16 protein-coding genes and 3 tRNA genes are annotated in these 17,155 nt (G+C 70.2%); 8 read left to right on the forward strand and 11 right to left on the reverse strand.

Going from position 1 to position 17,155, the window contains the following annotated elements:
* The first annotated feature begins 203 nt into the window (after window positions 1-203).
* Genes B2P18_RS10580 through B2P18_RS10590 form a run of 3 tightly spaced genes read left to right on the forward strand, consistent with a single transcriptional unit; the run spans window position 204 to window position 2,325 of the window.
* Window positions 204-974, forward strand: coding sequence for an enoyl-CoA hydratase/isomerase family protein (locus B2P18_RS10580; RefSeq protein WP_286958358.1), 771 nt, complete (start codon window positions 204-206; stop codon window positions 972-974).
* A complete protein-coding gene (locus tag B2P18_RS10585) occupies window positions 971-1,405 on the forward strand; it encodes a Zn-ribbon domain-containing OB-fold protein (RefSeq protein ID WP_286958910.1) in 435 nt (144 codons plus the stop codon). Before B2P18_RS10580 ends, B2P18_RS10585 begins: the two co-directional genes overlap by 4 nt.
* On the forward strand, window positions 1,402-2,325 hold the full coding sequence (locus tag B2P18_RS10590; RefSeq protein WP_286958356.1) for an SDR family NAD(P)-dependent oxidoreductase: 924 nt from the start codon (window positions 1,402-1,404) through the stop codon (window positions 2,323-2,325). The genes B2P18_RS10585 and B2P18_RS10590 overlap by 4 nt, the downstream gene beginning before the upstream one ends.
* 135 nt (window positions 2,326-2,460) lie before the next feature.
* On the opposite strand, the gene B2P18_RS10595 is transcribed toward B2P18_RS10590, so the two are convergent.
* From B2P18_RS10595 to B2P18_RS10610, 4 genes are read right to left on the reverse strand one after another with little or no spacing between them, the layout of a single operon-like run.
* The gene (locus B2P18_RS10595) at window positions 2,461-3,078 is read right to left on the reverse strand and encodes an isochorismatase family protein (RefSeq protein ID WP_286958355.1); all 618 of its coding nucleotides are present in this window, start codon (window positions 3,076-3,078) and stop codon (window positions 2,461-2,463) included.
* Complete coding sequence (locus tag B2P18_RS10600) at window positions 3,075-4,646, reverse strand: AMP-binding protein (RefSeq protein WP_286958354.1); 1,572 nt, start codon at window positions 4,644-4,646, stop codon at window positions 3,075-3,077. The genes B2P18_RS10595 and B2P18_RS10600 overlap by 4 nt, the downstream gene beginning before the upstream one ends.
* A 28-nt stretch (window positions 4,647-4,674) precedes the next feature.
* The gene (locus B2P18_RS10605; protein ID WP_286958353.1) at window positions 4,675-5,445 is read right to left on the reverse strand and encodes an enoyl-CoA hydratase-related protein; all 771 of its coding nucleotides are present in this window, start codon (window positions 5,443-5,445) and stop codon (window positions 4,675-4,677) included.
* Window positions 5,442-6,350, reverse strand: coding sequence for a TIGR03619 family F420-dependent LLM class oxidoreductase (locus tag B2P18_RS10610; RefSeq protein ID WP_286958351.1), 909 nt, complete (start codon window positions 6,348-6,350; stop codon window positions 5,442-5,444). Before B2P18_RS10610 ends, B2P18_RS10605 begins: the two co-directional genes overlap by 4 nt.
* 78 nt (window positions 6,351-6,428) lie before the next feature.
* Here B2P18_RS10610 and B2P18_RS10615 point away from each other — a divergent pair, with 78 nt between their 5' ends.
* A complete protein-coding gene (locus B2P18_RS10615; protein WP_286958918.1) occupies window positions 6,429-7,292 on the forward strand; it encodes an alpha/beta fold hydrolase in 864 nt (287 codons plus the stop codon).
* 129 nt (window positions 7,293-7,421) lie between these two features.
* Here B2P18_RS10615 and B2P18_RS10620 read toward each other — a convergent pair.
* The 4 genes from B2P18_RS10620 to B2P18_RS10635 all read right to left on the reverse strand — a co-directional run bounded on the left by B2P18_RS10620 (window position 7,422) and on the right by B2P18_RS10635 (window position 8,812).
* Window positions 7,422-7,496 (reverse strand) — tRNA-Val (locus tag B2P18_RS10620).
* 1 nt (window position 7,497) lies between these two features.
* Window positions 7,498-7,568 (reverse strand) — tRNA-Cys (locus B2P18_RS10625).
* A 58-nt stretch (window positions 7,569-7,626) separates the two neighbouring features.
* Window positions 7,627-7,699 (reverse strand) — tRNA-Gly (locus B2P18_RS10630).
* Between the two features lie 48 nt (window positions 7,700-7,747).
* The gene (locus B2P18_RS10635; protein ID WP_286958348.1) at window positions 7,748-8,812 is read right to left on the reverse strand and encodes a YihY/virulence factor BrkB family protein; all 1,065 of its coding nucleotides are present in this window, start codon (window positions 8,810-8,812) and stop codon (window positions 7,748-7,750) included.
* A 181-nt stretch (window positions 8,813-8,993) separates the two neighbouring features.
* On the opposite strand from B2P18_RS10635, the gene glgX reads away from it, so the two are divergent.
* Window positions 8,994-11,339 carry a glycogen debranching protein GlgX gene (glgX, locus tag B2P18_RS10640; protein ID WP_286958347.1) on the forward strand — a complete coding sequence of 782 codons (2,346 nt, stop codon included), beginning with the start codon at window positions 8,994-8,996 and terminating at the stop codon, window positions 11,337-11,339.
* A 100-nt stretch (window positions 11,340-11,439) separates the two neighbouring features.
* Here the strand turns inward: glgX and B2P18_RS10645 are convergent, their stop codons facing one another.
* Complete coding sequence (locus tag B2P18_RS10645) at window positions 11,440-12,699, reverse strand: PPK2 family polyphosphate kinase (RefSeq protein ID WP_313534548.1); 1,260 nt, start codon at window positions 12,697-12,699, stop codon at window positions 11,440-11,442.
* 5 nt (window positions 12,700-12,704) lie between these two features.
* Window positions 12,705-13,940: an alpha/beta hydrolase family protein gene (locus B2P18_RS10650; RefSeq protein ID WP_286958345.1), complete on the reverse strand. Its 1,236-nt coding sequence runs from the start codon at window positions 13,938-13,940 to the stop codon at window positions 12,705-12,707.
* Between the two features lie 94 nt (window positions 13,941-14,034).
* Between B2P18_RS10650 and B2P18_RS10655 the strand changes: the two genes are divergently transcribed.
* Together B2P18_RS10655 and B2P18_RS10660 are read left to right on the forward strand one after the other, a co-directional pair.
* On the forward strand, window positions 14,035-15,096 hold the full coding sequence (locus tag B2P18_RS10655) for an ATP-dependent DNA ligase (protein ID WP_286958344.1): 1,062 nt from the start codon (window positions 14,035-14,037) through the stop codon (window positions 15,094-15,096).
* A 124-nt stretch (window positions 15,097-15,220) separates the two neighbouring features.
* The gene (locus B2P18_RS10660) at window positions 15,221-15,499 is read left to right on the forward strand and encodes a hypothetical protein (protein ID WP_286958343.1); all 279 of its coding nucleotides are present in this window, start codon (window positions 15,221-15,223) and stop codon (window positions 15,497-15,499) included.
* Between the two features lie 13 nt (window positions 15,500-15,512).
* Here B2P18_RS10660 and ligD read toward each other — a convergent pair whose 3' ends face one another.
* Window positions 15,513-16,547 (reverse strand): non-homologous end-joining DNA ligase, encoded by a 1,035-nt coding sequence (gene ligD, locus B2P18_RS10665; RefSeq protein ID WP_286958342.1) that lies wholly within the window; start codon window positions 16,545-16,547, stop codon window positions 15,513-15,515.
* A gap of 62 nt (window positions 16,548-16,609) precedes the next feature.
* On the opposite strand from ligD, the gene msrB reads away from it, so the two are divergent.
* Complete coding sequence (gene msrB / locus B2P18_RS10670) at window positions 16,610-17,020, forward strand: peptide-methionine (R)-S-oxide reductase MsrB (RefSeq protein WP_286958341.1); 411 nt, start codon at window positions 16,610-16,612, stop codon at window positions 17,018-17,020.
* The last annotated feature ends 135 nt before the right edge of the window (window positions 17,021-17,155 follow it).

Genomic DNA, 17,155 nt, shown 5'->3' on the forward strand with positions numbered 1-17,155 from the left:
ACCGTTCGGGCCATCCACGTCAGCATATCGTCAACTGTTGACGCCGGGAACTGTCAACAGATGACAGCACGCCCTGTCAGGCGTACCCTGATCTCATCCTCCTCCTCGGGGGACAGGACATCCCACCCATCCGTGAGGTCCACATGAGCCCAGTGCCCGACGCCGCGCGACCTGTCGCCGACGAAACACCCGTCCTATGGTCCGTGGAAGGCGGGATCGGTCGCATCACGCTCAACCGCCCCGACGCTGCCAACGCGATCGCGCCGGAGCAACGCAAGCACCTCATCTCGCTGCTCGAGGAGGCCGGCGACAGGGCCGACGTGCGCGTCGTCGTGATCGCCAGCACCGGTCGTCACTTCTGCTCTGGGGCAGATGTGGAGCGGATCGGTGGCATGAAGGCCGGGCCACGACTGACGGGTGCGGGAGCGCGGCTCATCATGCAGGGAGCGCAACGGCTGGTCGCGGCGATCCTCGACTGCGACAAGCCGATCCTCACCGTGGTCCAGGGAACGGCGGCGGGTCTGGGCGCTCATATCGCCTACGCCAGCGATCTGGTGGTCGCGTCGGAGGATGCGACCTTCATCGAGTCGTTCGCGCTCCGGGGTATGGTCGTGGACGCCGGGGGCGCCTATCTGCTGCCACGGCTCATCGGCATGCAGCGCGCCAAGGAGCTCGCCCTGCTCGGCAGCAAGCTGTCCGCCGCGGATGCGGCAGCCCTCGGACTGGTCAACAGGGTGGTGCCTGCAGCCGACCTCGCAGCGACGGCCCAGGCGCTAGCGACGCAGCTGGCCGCGGCCCCGACCACGGCCCTCGCGTTCACCAAGCGGCTCTTCAACCGATCCCTGGACGGCGACCGGTCTGCTTCCTTCGCCCTGGAAGCGATGGCTCAGGAGCTGCAGTCCGGGGCCCGGGACTCCACCGAGGGCGTGACCGCGTTCATGGAGCGACGCACACCCACGTTCGAGGGACGATGATGACGAGCAGGAGCGACCTACCCACCATCGAGGGTGAGAACACCGCAGCCTGGGCCGCGGCGAAGCAGCACCGACTGGTCATTGCGCGCTGCCGCACGTGCGGCGTGGCGCACCACTACCCCCGGCCCATGTGCGTCGTGTGCTGGAGCACCGACGTCGTGCTGGAGGATGCCAGCGGCCGCGGGACCCTCTACACCCATTCGACGGTCCACCTCAACGACCTGCCCCCCTTCGACGAGCAGGTCCCCTACGTCGCTGCGGTCGTCGATCTCGACGAAGGGCCGCGAGTGGTCACCCGCATCGTCGGCTGCGCCCCCGCCGACCTCCGGATCGGCATGAGCGTCGAGGCCGTCTTCGCGGACCTCGACGAGGACACGACCATCGTGCAGTTCCAGCCCACCACATCGCGCACCCTCAAGGAGACCTCATGACCAGACTGCTCGACGGCAAGGTGGCCGTCGTCACGGGCGCGGGGCACGGCATCGGTCGTGGCCACGCCCTGGAGCTGGCCAAGCATGGCGCCACCGTCATCGTCAACGACCTGGGCTCCAGCGCATCGGGAGACGGAGCGGGGCGCGATGCCGAGGTCGTCGTCGACATCATCCGATCGCGGGGTGGCCGAGCCAGCGCCAACTTCGCCGACGTGGGGGACGAGGAGGCTGCGCGGGCACTGGTCGGCCAGGCGTACGAGGAGTACGGGCAGCTCGACATTCTCGTCAACAACGCTGGCATCGTGCGCGACAAGGCCATCTGGAACATGTCGACCCTTGACTTCGACCTGGTCATGAGAGTGCACGCCCGTGGCACCTGGCTGCTCAGTCAGGAGGCCTCCGCGCGCTGGCGCGCCGCGGCCAAGGCCGGCGACGGCAGGACCTACGGACGCATCATCAACACCACCTCGGGCGCCGGGCTCTCCGGAAACTTCGGGCAGACCAACTACGCGGCGGCCAAGGCGGCCATCGTTGGGATGACCCTCAGCATGAGTCTCGAGCTCGCCGGCATCGGCGTCACCGCGAACTGCATCGGCCCCGGCGGCATCACCCGCATCTCGGCGACCTCGATGGCGGAGGCGGAGGTCGTGGAGCCCGACGAGCGCGGAGAGGACGACTTCGATCCTTTCGACCCGTCACTCGCCTCACCGGTGGTCGCGTGGCTGGCCAGCCCGGAAGCCGGCCACGTGAGCGGACAGGTCATCAAGGCCATCGGAGAGAACATCCAGCTCATGAGCGGATGGGCACCGGTGCGGACCGCGAGCAACGGCGAGAAGCGTTGGGACGCGACAAAGCTCGGTAGCGTCTTCGCCGTGGACGTCTTCGGCACTCGGGCTCCCGGACTGCGCATGGGCGGCTGACTCCACCCGCCCGGCGAGGCCATGTCGCCGGGCGGTGGATCCCGCCTGGGTCCACGTACCCCTCGATCGGGCCGTGATCCCCACCCACGCTCCCGGGGGGGGTGTCCGTGGACGCGCAGGGGTCGGGCTCGTCGGTCAGGCTCCGTGCCAGTGGTCAGCCAGATCGCTGACCGTCGTCAACGTCGCCAGCATCCCGAGGGTGTTGGGCAGGACCTGCCGAGCATAGTCCGCGGGAGTGCCCGCAACCGCGTCCCGGGGAACGACGACGTAGAAGCCCTCCTCGGTCGCCTCCCCCGCGATCAGCGGAAGCGCGAGGTTCACCGAGACGCCGGTCAGGATGATCGTGTCCACTCCCTTGCCTCGCAGCACGGGCAGAAGCTCGGTTCCCTTGGCCGGGTTGAGCCCATGGTGCCGAGGCAGCACCAGATCCCCTTCACCGAGGAGCGCAGGCAGGACCTGGGTCCCGCGGTGATCGTCGGTCCACCCGTCGGTCGCCGGCGCGAGCGCCTTCCAGAGCGGTGCGGTGCCCCTGGCCGAGCCACCGAGCGGACCCGCGTAGGTCGCGTGGACCACAGGGACACCCGCGCGCCGGGCCTCCTCGAGCAGGGCGGTCAACGGGCCGATCATGTCCCCAGCCGGGCCGCTGAGCGCCGGGAGCATGGAGCTCTCCCCGAGCACTCCCTCCTGGCACTCGACGACCACGACGGCGGCCTTGTCGCGCGCACCGAGGCGATGACGGGCTGGCTGGTTCATGACTGCTCCTTCTTGGGGGGGTGGGGGACGCGGTGAGCGTTCTCGGGTGAGTACGTGTCGACGAGCCGGCGGCGCAGCACCTTGCCGCTCGGGAGACGCGGAAAGTCCTCGACGAACTCCACGCTCCGGGGCAGCTTGAATCCCGCGATCGTCCTCGCAGCCGCACCCACGAGCTCGGCTGCCAGCTCCGTCCCGGTCGCCACTCCCTGGACGGCGTGCACGACGGCGTGCACACGCTGGCCCATCTCGTCGTCCGGCACGCCGATGACCGCGATGTCCTGCACGCAAGGGTGCATGGCCAGCGCTTCCTCGACCTCGCGGGGATAGATGTTGACCCCACCGCTGATGATCAGGTCGGTCCGCCGATCGGCGAGATAGAGGTAGCCCTCCCCATCGACCCAGCCGAGGTCGCCCATGGTGCTCCACCCCCGCGCGTCGTGCGCAGCGGCAGTCTGGTCCGGGTCGCGGTGGTACTCGAAGCCAGGCCCGTCGAACCAGAGCTGGCCGACCTCCCCGGCCGGGAGCTCGTCGCCCCCAGCGTCGAGGACGTGGGCCGCGCCGATGACGGCTCTGCCGACGGAACCCTTGTGGGACAACCACTCCGGCGCCGAGATGGCGAAGAAGCAGTTGGCCTCGCTGCCCGCGTAGTACTCCAGGACCTTCGGCCCCAGCCACTCGATCATCGCTTCCTTGACCGGCACGGGGCAGGGGGCCGCAGCATGGATGGCGAGCACCAGCGACGAGAGGTCGTAGCGGCTGCGCACCTCCGCAGGAAGCTTGAGCATGCGGACGAACATGGTGGGCACGAACTGCGCGTGAGTGACCTGGTGGTCCTCGATCGCCGCGAGGGTCAGCTCCGCGTCGAACCTCGTCATGACGACCGCGGTGGCTCCGTGGCGGACCGCGGCCATGGACCAGCCCACGGGGGCCGCGTGATACAGCGGGCCGGTACTCAGGTAGGTGGCATCGTGCGAGAACCCAAATTGCGAGAGCTGGTGATCCAGCGTCAGACCTGTCCCGAACGGAACGTCGGGCATGGCCGGGAGGATCCCCTTGGGTCGCCCCGTGGTACCGGAGCTGTAGAACATGTAGTAACCCTCGGACTGGTCGTGGACCGGGGTGGTGGGGAGGTCCGCCGTCCTGTCCGCGAGCGAGTCCACACCGTCGACGTCGCCGCCTACGACGAGCCGGTGTCGCAGCGCGGACGCCCGACTCGCCGCATGCGCGGCCAGCTCCTCCCGGTCTGCCGAGGACACGAGCACCGTGGCCCCGCAGTTGTCCACGATGTATGCCGCCTCGTCGGCCGTCAGGTGCCAGTTGACCGGGGTGTAGTAGAGCCCGCTGCGCTGCGCGGCCCAGTAGATCGGGAAGAGATCGAGGCGGTTCTCCATGAGGACGGCCACGTGGTCTCCGCGACCGAGTCCGAGAGACCGGAACAGGTGCGCCACCTGGTTGGAGCGGTCCTCGAGGTCGCGATAGCTGAGGGTCTCTCCGGTCTCGGCGAGCAGGTAGGCGGGCTTGTCGGCGAGCTCGCTCGCCAGCGATGTCAGGTCCATGGGCGCGCCCATGCGATCTCCTCGGGTCGGTGCGTCCGGCTCAGGTCGTGTGGAAACGCGGCGATCGCTTCTCGCGGAAGGCTGCCACTCCTTCGGCGAACTCCGGGGCGTCGAGCAGCTCGGCCTGGCCCGCCTCCTCGCGGGCGAGGGTCCGCTCGAGGTCGAGGGTCGCCCCGTTGATGGCCTCCTTGGTCAGCGCGGTCGCCCGCGCCCCCAGCGAGACCAGCACGGCGACCAGCTCGGTCGTGCGTTCCTCCAGCCTGGCGTCCTCCACTGCCTCGCTGATCAGGCCGATCCCCTCGGCCTCCCGTGCGGTCAACCGCTCACCCAGCAGGGCCAGGCGAACGGCACGGGCCCGGCCGATGGAGGCCGCCACGAGCTCGGTCGCACCGCCGTCAGGAAGCAGAGCGATGTTGCTGAAGGCGAGCGTCAGGGTGGCCGACTCGGCGGCCAGCACGATGTCGCCCGCCAGCGCGATCGGCAGTCCGACCCCTGCGGCCACGCCGTTGACCCGGGACAAGACTACTTGCGGAGCCGTCGTGAGGGCACGCACGACGCGACCGGCGGCCTGCAACGTGGCCAGGTCGACAGGGACCGACGGGTCGAGCAGGTTCGCCCCCGAGCAGAAACCCCGGCCCGCACCGGTCACGACGATGACTCTGACCCCGTCCTCGGCCGACGCTTCTTCAACGGCGTCCGCGAGGGACCCGAGCATCGGTGCGTCGACGGCATTCAGGCTCCTCGGCGAGTTCAACGTGATGCGCGCGACCGGGCCATCACGCTCGATCAGGACGCGCGCGTCGACGGTCATGAGATTCCCATCAGGTCGGCGTACCCGCGGAGGGAGTCGACGGCAGCCGCAGCGCCCGCGTGGCTGGGGCGGACCAGGAACTGATCCACCCCCGCCTCTTCCAGCTGGCCGACGTGGTCGCGGTGCTCCTCGATGGATCCTCCGCTGGTGGGAAACTCCAGGTGCGGAGTGGCCGCGTTGAACGTCAACGGGCCGGGATTGCCGAGATCTGCCGCACGCTGCTTGACCTCAGCGATCCCCCTGGCCAGCTCCGCGATGGACGTGAGCGGCCGGGTCCTGGTGGAGGTCGCCACCTCCTCCGACAGCAGCATCGGTGACCAGCCGTTCAGCCGAGCCGCCCGTCGCCTGCTGAGGCCACTGTTCCCACCCACGAGGATGGGTGGGCCACCGGGCGTGATGGGTCCGGGCACCGCAGCCACACCTTTGGCCGTCACGTGCTCGCCCACATGGTCGTACGGCACCGTGGTCCACACTCCCCGCATGACCTCGATCCCCTCGTCGAAAAGTGCGTTGCGCTGCTCGAAGTCCACGCCCAGTGCAAGGAACTCCGAGCTCAGGTACCCGCTCCCGACGCCGACGACGAGGCGTCCGCCGGAGAGTCGGTCGAGCGTCGCCAGGCCCTTGGCTGCGAGAAAGGGACTGCGATAGGGCACGACCAGCAGATGGGTCATGATCTGGATGCGTCGGGTGATGCCGGCGACGAAACCGAGAGCCGCGGTCGGGTCGAACGTCTCGTGGCCACCGTGGGTCAACCACTTCAACGACGGGGCCGGATGCTCCGGCAGCGCCAGCCCGGAGTACCCCAGCTCGTCGGCGGCCCGGGCGACGGCGGCGAGCCCGTCAGCCGACGCCAGGGAGCCGCCGTCGGCTGTGCCATCCACCACATACTCGAAGGCGAACCTCACGAAGGCCTCCTGCTTGCCACTCGGGCCTACAATGGCCGAATTAGTTGGACAATTGCACTCTATACCGTGGGAGGACCCATGCAACCCCGCAGGAGCTCGGAGCTCACCGCCCGCACCCGACAGCTCGATGGCGTGGGCGGTGTCCGGATCGCCGTCGACGAGTGGGGCAGCCCTGACGACCCGCTCGTCCTGTTCCTGCACGGTGGGGGTCAGACGCGGCACTCGTGGAAGAGCGCGGGCGCCGACCTGGCCGCGGCCGGGCTGCACACGGTCTCAGCAGACCTCCGTGGTCACGGCGACTCTGACTGGGCCCCGGACGCGGACTACGGCCTCGAAGCGATACGCGACGACGTCATCTGTGTGCTCGACCAGATAGGCGGCCCCGCCGCCCTGGTCGGAGCCAGCATGGGTGGGCTCACCTCGCTCCTCGTGGCCCACGAGCGACCGGAGCTCGTCTCACGCCTGGTGCTGGTCGACGTGGTCCCACGCATCGAACGAGCTGGGGCCGTCCGGATCACCGGGTTCATGCGCAGTGCTCCCCATGGGTTCGCCGATCTTGACGAGGCCGCCGACGCCATCGCCGCCTACCTACCCCATCGCACCAGGCCCCGATCGACCGACGGGTTGCGCAAGAACCTCCGTCAGGGGAAGGACGGCCGCTGGTACTGGCACTGGGACCCGGCGATGTTCACCACCGACTCGCACCCCGACCCCGAGCGGATCCAGGAGCAGCTGGAGACGGCCGCCCGCGAGCTGACGATGCCCACGCTGCTTCTCCAGGGCGCCTTGAGCGACGTGGTCAGCGACGACGGGGTCGAGCACTTCCGGGGTCTGGCTCCTAGTGCGCAGGTCGTCCGGCTGCAGGACGCCGCGCACACCGCGGCCGCTGACGACAACGACGCCTTCACCCACGCCGTCAGGGACTTCCTGCTCCCCGGCTGATCGCCGAGGGGCGCGAGGCTGCCTCCGCCTGCGTGGCAGGCGGAGGCAGTGCGCGGACGCGCAGGCGATGCGTACCCGGCCTCCACAGCAGCAGGCCCCGGACCGCGTGGTCCGGGGCCTGCTGGGAGGTGGTGGGCGATACTGGGTTTGAACCAGTGACCTCTTCCGTGTCAAGGAAGCGCGCTACCACTGCGCCAATCGCCCGAGGTGGAGACGGGATTTGAACCCGTGTACACGGCTTTGCAGGCCGTTGCCTCGCCTCTCGGCCACTCCACCGTGCCGATGCATCCGTCATGCTAACAAACGCATCGCCGGAAGGTCCGAGGACCCCCAGAGCGGACAACCGGGCTCGAACCGGCGACCTCAACCTTGGCAAGGTTGCGCTCTACCAACTGAGCTATGTCCGCGTGCTGCCGTGCGGTCGCTGGATCTTGGTGAATCCGAAGCGTGTAACTTCACCCGCCGTGCGTGCTGACCGACACTAACCGATGCCGGCGCGGGACGTCCAATTCCTGAGCACCTCGCGCGTCGGCCACGAGACCGGCGATCACGGGCCCGAACGGCGAGGTCCCTGGGCGTGGCTCGCGGCGCACCTCGAGCTCGGTCCGCACCGCCTCGACCACCCGCGCGCGGGCGCTGGGACGGTCGGGGACGGGCCACAGGTGGCGGACGGCGGCGTTCATGGCGGCTCCGATCAGGACGGCGATGGCCAGGAAGTAGAGCCAGACGAGCAGGACGATGGGTGCGGACAAGGGGCCGTAGACGGACGTCCCACCGATGGACGCGCCCAGCCAGGTCCGCACGACATAGGACACGACCACCCAGAGCACCACCGTGAGGGCGGCCCCCGGCAGGTCGCGGCGCCAGGGCGAGCGCCGTGGCGTGGCGACGTGGTAGAGCGAGGTCACCGCCCCCATGACGGCACCGGTCACGAGCGTCCAGTAGACGAGGCCGTCGAACGGCCCGGGCAGGACGCGCGACAGGACCAGGGGCCCCAGGAGGACCAGCGGCAGCACGACGGCACCGACGAGGACGGCGATCGAGTACATCGTGAAGGACAGGGTGCGGGTGCGGACGATGCCGCGAACCCCGCTCTGGCCGTACATGATCGAGATCGTGTCGATGAAGACGTTGAGCGCCCGAGACCCGGACCACAGGGACAGGACGAAGCCCAGCGACACCAGGTCGATACGGCCACCTCGCAGCACCTCGTCGATCGTGGGGACGATGACGGCTCCCACGCTCTCGTCGGTCAGGAACCGCTGCGCGTAGGACGCGAGGCCGGCCACCACCTGGTCGACCGTGCCCTGCCCGGCCCATGCTCCGACATACCCCAGTCCCCCGATGAGGCCGAGGACCAGAGGCGGCAGGGAGAGGAGGGCGAAGAAGCCCGCCTCGGAGGCGAGCCCGGTCACGCGGTAGCGCAGGCAGACCCGGACGGTCTCGCGCACGAGACGCGCGACCGACAGGCCACCGGGCACCTGCTGGAGCAGGTGCCGCAGGGCGGTCCGAGTGGTCATGGGCACGACGCTAGGGCCCGCCCGGGGCTGGGACGGGTGGGACACGAGGGGCGGGTGGGGCCTGTTGTCGAGACGTGATGTCGTCTCGCCGCAAGGCTCAATCCCCCGGGGGGTCTCTCGGACCGCGTAAAGTGGCGGGTTGATCGATCTCCATCCCCACTCCCACGAGGACGACCCCTTCATGGAAATCTGGCCCGGCAAGCCGTATCCCCTCGGCGCCACGTTCGACGGCAGCGGCGTGAACTTCGCTGTCTTCTCGGAGGTCGCCGAGCACGTCGAGCTCTGCCTCATCGACGACGAGGGCGCCGAGCAGCGCGTCTCGCTCACCGAGGTCGATGGCTACGTCTGGCACTGCTACATCCCGCAGATGCAGCCCGGGCAGCGCTACGGCTACCGCGTGCACGGCCCGTTCGACCCCGCCAAGGGCAACCGGTCCAACCCGGCCAAGCTGCTGCTCGACCCCTACGCCAAGGCGATCGACGGCCAGATCAGCAACGACGAGGCGCTGTTCTCCTACAAGTTCGACGACCCGTCGGCGTTCAACGACACCGACTCGCTCGGGCACACCATGCTGTCCGTCGTCATCAACCCCTACTTCGACTGGGGCCACGACCGTCCCCCGCGCCGGGAGTACCACGACACGATCATCTACGAGGCCCACGTCAAGGGCCTGACGATGACCCACCCGGAGGTGCCCGAGGACATCCGCGGGACGTATGCCGCGATCGCGCACCCCGCCGTCATCGCGCACCTCAAGCAGCTGGGCATCACCGCGATCGAGCTGCTCCCGGTGCACCAGTTCGTCCAGGACACCTCGCTGCAGGAGAAGGGGCTGCGCAACTACTGGGGCTACAACACCATCGGCTTCCTGGCCCCGCACAACGACTACTCCGCGTCGGGCACCCGCGGCCAGCAGGTCACGGAGTTCAAGTCAATGGTCAAGGCGCTGCACGAGGCCGACATCGAGGTCATCCTCGACGTGGTCTACAACCACACCGCCGAGGGCAACCACATGGGCCCCACGCTCGCCTTCCGCGGTCTGGACAACAACGCCTACTACCGCCTGGTCGGCGACGACCTCGCGAGCTACTACGACACGACCGGCACCGGCAACTCGCTGCTGATGCGCAACCCGCACGTGCTGCAGCTCATCATGGACTCGCTGCGCTACTGGGTCACCGAGATGCACGTCGACGGCTTCCGGTTCGACCTGGCGGCGACCCTGGCCCGCCAGTTCCACGAGGTCGACAAGCTGTCCGCGTTCTTCGACCTGATCCAGCAGGACCCGGTGGTGAGCCAGGTCAAGCTGATCGCCGAGCCGTGGGACGTGGGGGACGGCGGCTACCACGTCGGCAACTTCCCTCCCCTGTGGACCGAGTGGAACGGCAAGTACCGCGACACCGTCCGCGACTTCTGGCGCGGCGAGCCGGCCACGATCGGCGAGTTCGCCTCGCGCATCACGGGATCCAGCGACCTCTACGCCCACTCCGCGCGCAAGCCGATCGCGTCGATCAACTTCGTCATCGCCCACGACGGCTTCACGCTGCGCGACCTCGTGTCCTACAACGAGAAGCACAACGACGCCAACGGCGAGGGCAACAACGACGGCGAGAGCCACAACCGCTCCTGGAACTGCGGTGTCGAGGGTCCGACGGACGACCCCGAGGTCAACGCCCTGCGCGCCCAGCAGCAGCGCAACTTCCTCACCACCCTGCTCGTCAGCCAGGGTGTGCCGATGCTCGCGCACGGCGACGAGCTCGGTCGCAGCCAGGGCGGCAACAACAACGGCTACTGCCAGGACAACGAGATCTCCTGGATCGACTGGGACCTCGACGCGGACGACCTGGCGCTGCAGCAGTTCACGGCCCGGCTGACCGCCCTGCGCTCGTCCCACCCCGTGTTCCGCCGCCGCCGGTTCTTCGCCGGCGACGCCGCCCACGGCGGCATGTCCGACCTGGGTGACATCGCCTGGTTCACGGCCCACGGCACCCAGATGTCCGACCAGGACTGGGAGTCGGGCTACGCCAAGACGCTGAGCGTGTTCCTCAACGGCCACGCCATCTCGGCCCCGGACCAGCGTGGCCGGATGGTCGTCGACGACGACTTCCTGCTGCTGTTCAACGCCCACCACGACGGCATCGACTTCACGATGCCGCCCGAGGACTACGGCACCGAGTGGACCGTCGTGCTGGACACCGCCGACCCGGAGCTGACCGAGCCCCGCGTCTGGGCGGCCCGCAGCGTCAACCGCGTCCCGGCCCGCTCGGTCGTGGTCCTGCGCTCGGACCAGCCGGCTGAGCAGGCCTCCCCCGGCCTGGCCTCGCCGCTCACGGCAAAGACCGGCGTCGGCATCGTCGGCCAGGTCGCGACCGATCCTGCCGCCCGCCCGGCTCCGACCGAGCCCGCCACCTCGAAGGCGGAGCCGCAGGCGCAGGAGCAGGCGGACGGCGCCACGGGTGACGACACGGACGGCTCGGGGGCCGACTCGTCCACGGGCACCAAGAAGGCCGGCAAGAAGAAGGCCTGACGCAGCTCGCACGAGAGAGCCCGCCTCGTCCTGGACGAGGCGGGCTCCTTCGTATGCCGAAGCGCCCGGCACCTGGCGTGGGCGCCGGGCGCGGCGCGCATCAGGTCTGGGCGAGGCGCTCCTGCTCGGTCGCGACGTCGAAGGTCGCCGCCGGCCACTCGAGGTCGAGACCCCGCAGGTGCTCGAGCAGGATCTGCTGGACCGCGAGGCGGGCGTACCACTTGCGGTCCGCCGGCACCACGTGCCAGGGAGCGCCCTTGGTGCTCGTCTTGGCCAGCACCGCCTGGTAGGCCTCCATGTAGTCGTCCCAGCGCGCGCGCTCGGCGATGTCGCCGGGGTTGTACTTGTAGTACTTGTCCGGCCGGTCGAGCCGCTCCCCCAGCCGCGCCTTCTGCTCGTCGGAGGAGATGTGCAGCATCACCTTGACGACGGTGATGCCGCGCGCCAGGGCGGCCCGCTCGAACGCGTTGATCTGGGCATAGCGCCGCATCCACTCCGAGCGCGGAATGAGCTCGTTGACCCGCACGACCAGCACGTCCTCGTACTGCGAGCGGTCGAACACCCCGAGCTGACCCGGGTCGGGCAGGGCCCGGTCGATGCGCCACAGGAAGTCGTGGGCGCGCTCCTCGGGCGTGGGCGCCTTGAACGCGGTGTACTTGACGCCGCCTGGGTCGGTGGCGCCCACCACGTGGCGCATGATGCCGCCCTTGCCGGAGGTGTCCATGCCCTGCACGAGCAGCAGGACCGACGGCCCGTCGCCGTCCTTGCCGTTGGCCCAGAGGCGCTCCTGCAGGTCGGACAGCTCGGTCTGACCCTCGACGAGGTCCATCGCAGCCGACTTCTTGTCGCCCTCGTAGCCCGGGGTCGCCCGGGTGTCGACGTCGGCCAGCACGAGTCCCCGCTCGGCGCGCAGGGTCTCGCTGAAGGTGAAGTCAGGGTCACCGAAGGCGAGCGACCCGGTGGTCGCCGCCGAGGAGGCACCGTCCAGCGCGGCGTCGCGCTTCGCGCCCTTGTCCTTCTTGTCCCTCGTACCCTTGGCCTTCTTGCCCTTGTCGTCGTCCTTGGACTTCTTCGACGCCTTGTCGTCCTTGGCCTTGTCGTCCTTGGCCTTGCCGTCCTTGGCCTTCTTGCCCTTGTCGTTCTTGGACTTCTTCGCCGTGTCCCTGGCGATCTCCTGCTCGGCCGTGCCCTGGTCCTTGTCCTTGCCCGTGCCCTTGGACGCCGTGCCGGGCTTGGCGTCGTCCGACGCTGCGTCCCCCGCGTCCGAGGTGGCGGCGGCGGTGCCGGCGCCCCGGACGAGGGTCTCGACGGCCTCGTCGGCCCGATCGGCGGCCTTCTTGCTCTTGGAGGTCTTTGCCATGCGGCCTATGGTTGCACCCTTTGCGCAGGTGGGGCGGCATCCTGGGCCACGAAGGCCTCGACGAGTCGCTCCCACCGCTGCTGGTCCACGTTCCACTCCTTGCAGTGCCGGGCGACCTGCCAGGTCTCGAGCTGGACGAGGTCGGGCCGCGCCGCCGCGAGGTCGATCGAGCGCTGGGCGGGCACGAACTCGTCGTCGAGCGAGTGGATGAGCAGGATCGGGTGCCGCAGCTCGTCGGCCCGCCGCACGAAGTCGGTCGCCGCCAGGTCGATCACCGACTCGATCCCCACGAGATGGCGGCCGGGCGGCACGCCGAGCAGCCGCATGCTGAGCGTGGTGAGCTGGCCGGGGACCCGCATCGCGCGCGCGTGGTGGTGCAGGACGTCCGGCCAGTCGACCACGGGCCCGTCCAGGACGACCTGCGAGATGCGGTCCCCGTGGGTGGAGTTGATGAGGGTCTGCAGCACGATCGCCCCGCCCATCGACCACCCCACGAGCACGACGTCGCGGGCGCCGTGCTCCAGGGCGTAGGCGACGGCGGCGTCCACGTCGCGCCACTCGGACAGCCCGAGGCCGTAGAGCCCGTCGTTACTCGCGGGCGCCACCTGGTCGTTGCGGTAGGACGGGGTCAGGCAGGTCAGACCGGCGCGGTGCAGCGCGGCGACCCCGCGCACGGTCTCCTCGCGTCCCGCGCCACGGCCGTGCACCAGGACGGCCCACCGGGTGCCGTCGACGGGGCCGTCGGGCGGGGGCACCAACCAGGACGGCAGCGGACCGATCTCGCTGGGGACGTCCACGTCGAGGGTCGGCAGACCGAGCGCCTGCTCCGGCCCGAGCGCGTAGTAGTAGGAGTGGAACCGGGCCGGTCCGGTGCGCAGGCGCCCGAGGTCGACGCCGTGCAGCCGCCGGGTGATCGTGCCCTGCCCGGGGTGGTCGGCGAGGATCCGGCCGAACCTCACGTGCGACTGCCCGCCGTCGAGGAACAGGCCGTACTTGCCGGGCATCACCGTCTCGGCCGTGCGGCTCAGCGTGACGCTGCGGTCGTCGAAGGCCACCACCTCGGTGTCGTCGGGCCGTCGGCGCTCCGGCGTCACGACCTTCTTGGCGAGGTAGACCGCGGCGCTCAGCCACCCCGTCGCGGCTCCGGCCGCCACGACGCCGCCCGCCACGGCTGCCGCGACCGCCCGAGGGTGCGCGCGCAGCACCCCGGCGGGCCCCCCGGCCCTGTCGCGCGTGCTCACCCGTCCATCGTGACATCCGCGGGCGTGCGGGTGGGGCAGGTGGCGCGAGCGTGGCGCGGCATACGGCCCTCGGGCGAGGGACACAATGGGCCGTATGACGCTGCCGATCGCCACCCCGGTCTCCCCCATGCTGGCCAAGGCCGTCCCCACGGTCCCGGCCGCGGACTCCGTCCCGGGCGGGCTGTCCTACGAGCCCAAGTGGGACGGCTTCCGCTGCATCGTGATCCGCGACGGCGACGAGATCGAGCTGGCGAGCCGGGGGTCCAAGCCGCTGACGCGGTACTTCCCCGAGGTCGTCGAGCGCGTGCGCGAGCACCTGCCGGCGCGCTGCGTGGTCGACGCCGAGATCGTGGTGCGCGCGGGCGAGGCCGGCGCCGAGCACCTCGACTGGGACCTGCTCTCGCAGCGGATCCACCCGGCCGTCTCCCGCGTCACCAAGCTGTCGCAGGAGACGCCCGCCGAGCTGATCTGCTTCGACCTGCTGGCCGCCGACGACGAGGACCTCATGGGGCGGCCCTTCCGCGAGCGCCGCGCGGCCCTGGAGTCGCTGCTGGAGGACGTCTCACCCGCGTCCGGCATCCACCTGACCCGGGTCACGGACGACCCCGAGCTGGCGCGGACGTGGTTCGAGGACTTCGAGGGGGCGGGGCTGGACGGGGTGGTCGCCAAGCCGCTGGAGGGGACCTACGAGCAGGGGAAGCGCACCATGCTCAAGATCAAGCACAAGCGGACGGCCGAGGCGGTCGTCGTGGGCTACCGGGTGCACAAGAGCGGTCAGGGCGTCGGGTCCCTGCTGCTCGGGCTCGTGGACGAGGGCGGCCGCATCGTCAACGTCGGTGGCATCGCGGCGTTCACGGCCGCGCGGCGCCTCGAGCTGGTCGACGAGCTCGAGCCGTACGTCCTGCGCGAGGAGGACGGCTCCGTGGTCGCCGCCGAGACGGACCGGTCGCGGTTCAGCTCGTCCAAGGACGTGTCCTACGTTCCGCTGCGACCGGAGCGCGTCGTGGAGGTGGCCTTCGACCAGCTCGAGAAGTCGCGCTTCCGGCACGCCGTGACCTTCCTGCGCTGGCGCCCCGACCGCGAGCCGATGTCGTGCACGTTGGCGCAGGTCAGCCGGGCGCCGAGCTATGACCTGGGGCGCGTCCTGGTCGAGTGACGCACGACAGCCAGTCAAGTTCTCGCGACCGAACGTCACCGGGTCACTCTGCATCTAGGTGAACCCCGTCCGCGTTCCCCGATAGTGGCCCCGACCTGCGGATATGCCGTGTGACAGTGAAGTCATGACCTCGCCTGCCGCCACCTGGGACAGCCGTGACCTCCCGGTGCTCCGCGCCGTGGAGCAGCTGGACCTGCTCGGCGGCCCCACCCACGAGATCTCCGCGGTCGTGGCTCGCACGGGTCTGCGTGGCGACGAGGTGCTCGCCGCGCTCGAGGCGCTCCAGAGCCTGCGGGCCGTCCGGGTGGAGGTCCTCGACGGTCAGCGGACCCGCATCGGCCACGTCACCGCCATCGGCGCCGCGATGCTCGCGATGCAGGCCGACAACGACCTCGCCTGCTGACCCCAGCCGCTGCTCAGGCGTCGTCGACCTTGCGGGCCCGCGACGGCTGCACGCGGGGTGGCTCGCCCGGCATCTTGGGGTAGTCGGGCGGGAAGTTGAGCTCCCCCAGCCCGTGCTCCTCGACGTCGCGCTGCCACCACTGCAGGGCGGTGTCCACGCGTGCCCGGGCGTCGTCGAAGCCCGCCCAGGCGTCATCCTCGGAGGCCACGATCTCGGGCGTCGTCCGCACGGTGTAGTCGCCGGGGGCGATCTCGCCGAGGATGTCCCAGGCGATCGGCATACTGACGGGCGCACCCGCCAGGGGGCGCGGGCTGTAGGCGCCGGCCAGGGTGCGGTCGCGACAGGCCTGGTTGAAGTCGGCGAAGATCCGCTCGCCCCGCAGCTCCTTCCACCAGGCCGTGGTGACCAGGTCGGGGACCCGCCGCTCGAGCTCGCGGGCGATCGCGATGACCGCGTGCCGCACCTCGAGGAACTCGTGCGTCGGCTCGATCGGTGCGAACACGTGCAGCCCGCGGTTGCCGCTCGTCTTGACGAAGGGAGTGAGGCCCGCCTCGACCATCACCTCGCGGAGCACGGTCGCCGCCTCCACGGCCTGCGCGAAGCCGGTGCCGGGCTGCGGGTCGAGGTCGATGCGCAGCTCGTCCGGGTCGTCGGTGTCCGCCGTGGTCACGGGCCAGGGGTGGAAGGTCACGGTGTTCATCTGCACGGCCCACACGGCGGTCGCGACCTCGTCGACGACGAGCTGCGGGTGCTGGCGGCCGGAGGGATAGGTGCACACGACGGTGCGGGCGAAGTCGGGGACGCCGCGGGGAGGGTTCTTGGAGTAGAACTCCTCGCCGGTGACGCCCTCGGGGAAGCGCTGCAGCGTCACCGGACGGTCCGCCAGCCTGGCCACCAGCCGGTCCCCCACGGCCACGACGTAGCGGGCCAGGTCCTCCTTGGTGATGCCGTCGTCCGGCCACATCACCCGGTCCGGGCTCGAGACCCGCACCTGCCGCGTCTCGCCGTCCGGCCCCGGGACCTCGATCGAGATGGCCTTGCTCGCCACGACGTGCTCCTGTCGGCCCGGTTGAGCGGAATCTGCGGCGACCCCGCGCGGTTGGACCCAGTATGACCCAGCGCGAGTACCCCGTGACCAAGTCCGACGAGCAGTGGCGGGCCGAGCTGAGCCCGAGCGAGTACGCCGTCCTGCGCCAGGCCGGCACCGAGCGGCCCTTCGTCGGCGAGTACACCGACACGACCACCGAGGGCGTCTACAGCTGTCGCGCGTGCGGCGCCGAGCTGTTCACCCACACCGAGAAGTTCCCCTCGCACTGCGGGTGGCCGTCGTTCTACGCCCCCTCCGACGCGGACAACGTCGAGCTGCACGAGGACCGCTCGCTCGGGATGACCCGCACCGAGGTGCTGTGCGCGCAGTGCGGCTCGCACCTGGGCCACGTCTTCGAGGGCGAGGGCTACCCCACCCCGACGGACCAGCGCTACTGCATCAACTCCGTCTCGATGCGCCTCGCCCCCCGCTGACCCGCCGGGGGCCGAGGCATCGACCGGCCTTCGTTCCCCAGGCTGATGATCCGAGGGCCGGCGGATCTCGTGGTCGTGCCCGTATGCCGTCCCCGCCCGCGGACAAGACGAACGATGCTCCAGTCGTGGGACTTT

The organism is Arsenicicoccus sp. UBA2120, from assembly GCF_002330965.1.
Lineage (GTDB): Bacteria > Actinomycetota > Actinomycetes > Actinomycetales > Dermatophilaceae > Arsenicicoccus > Arsenicicoccus bolidensis.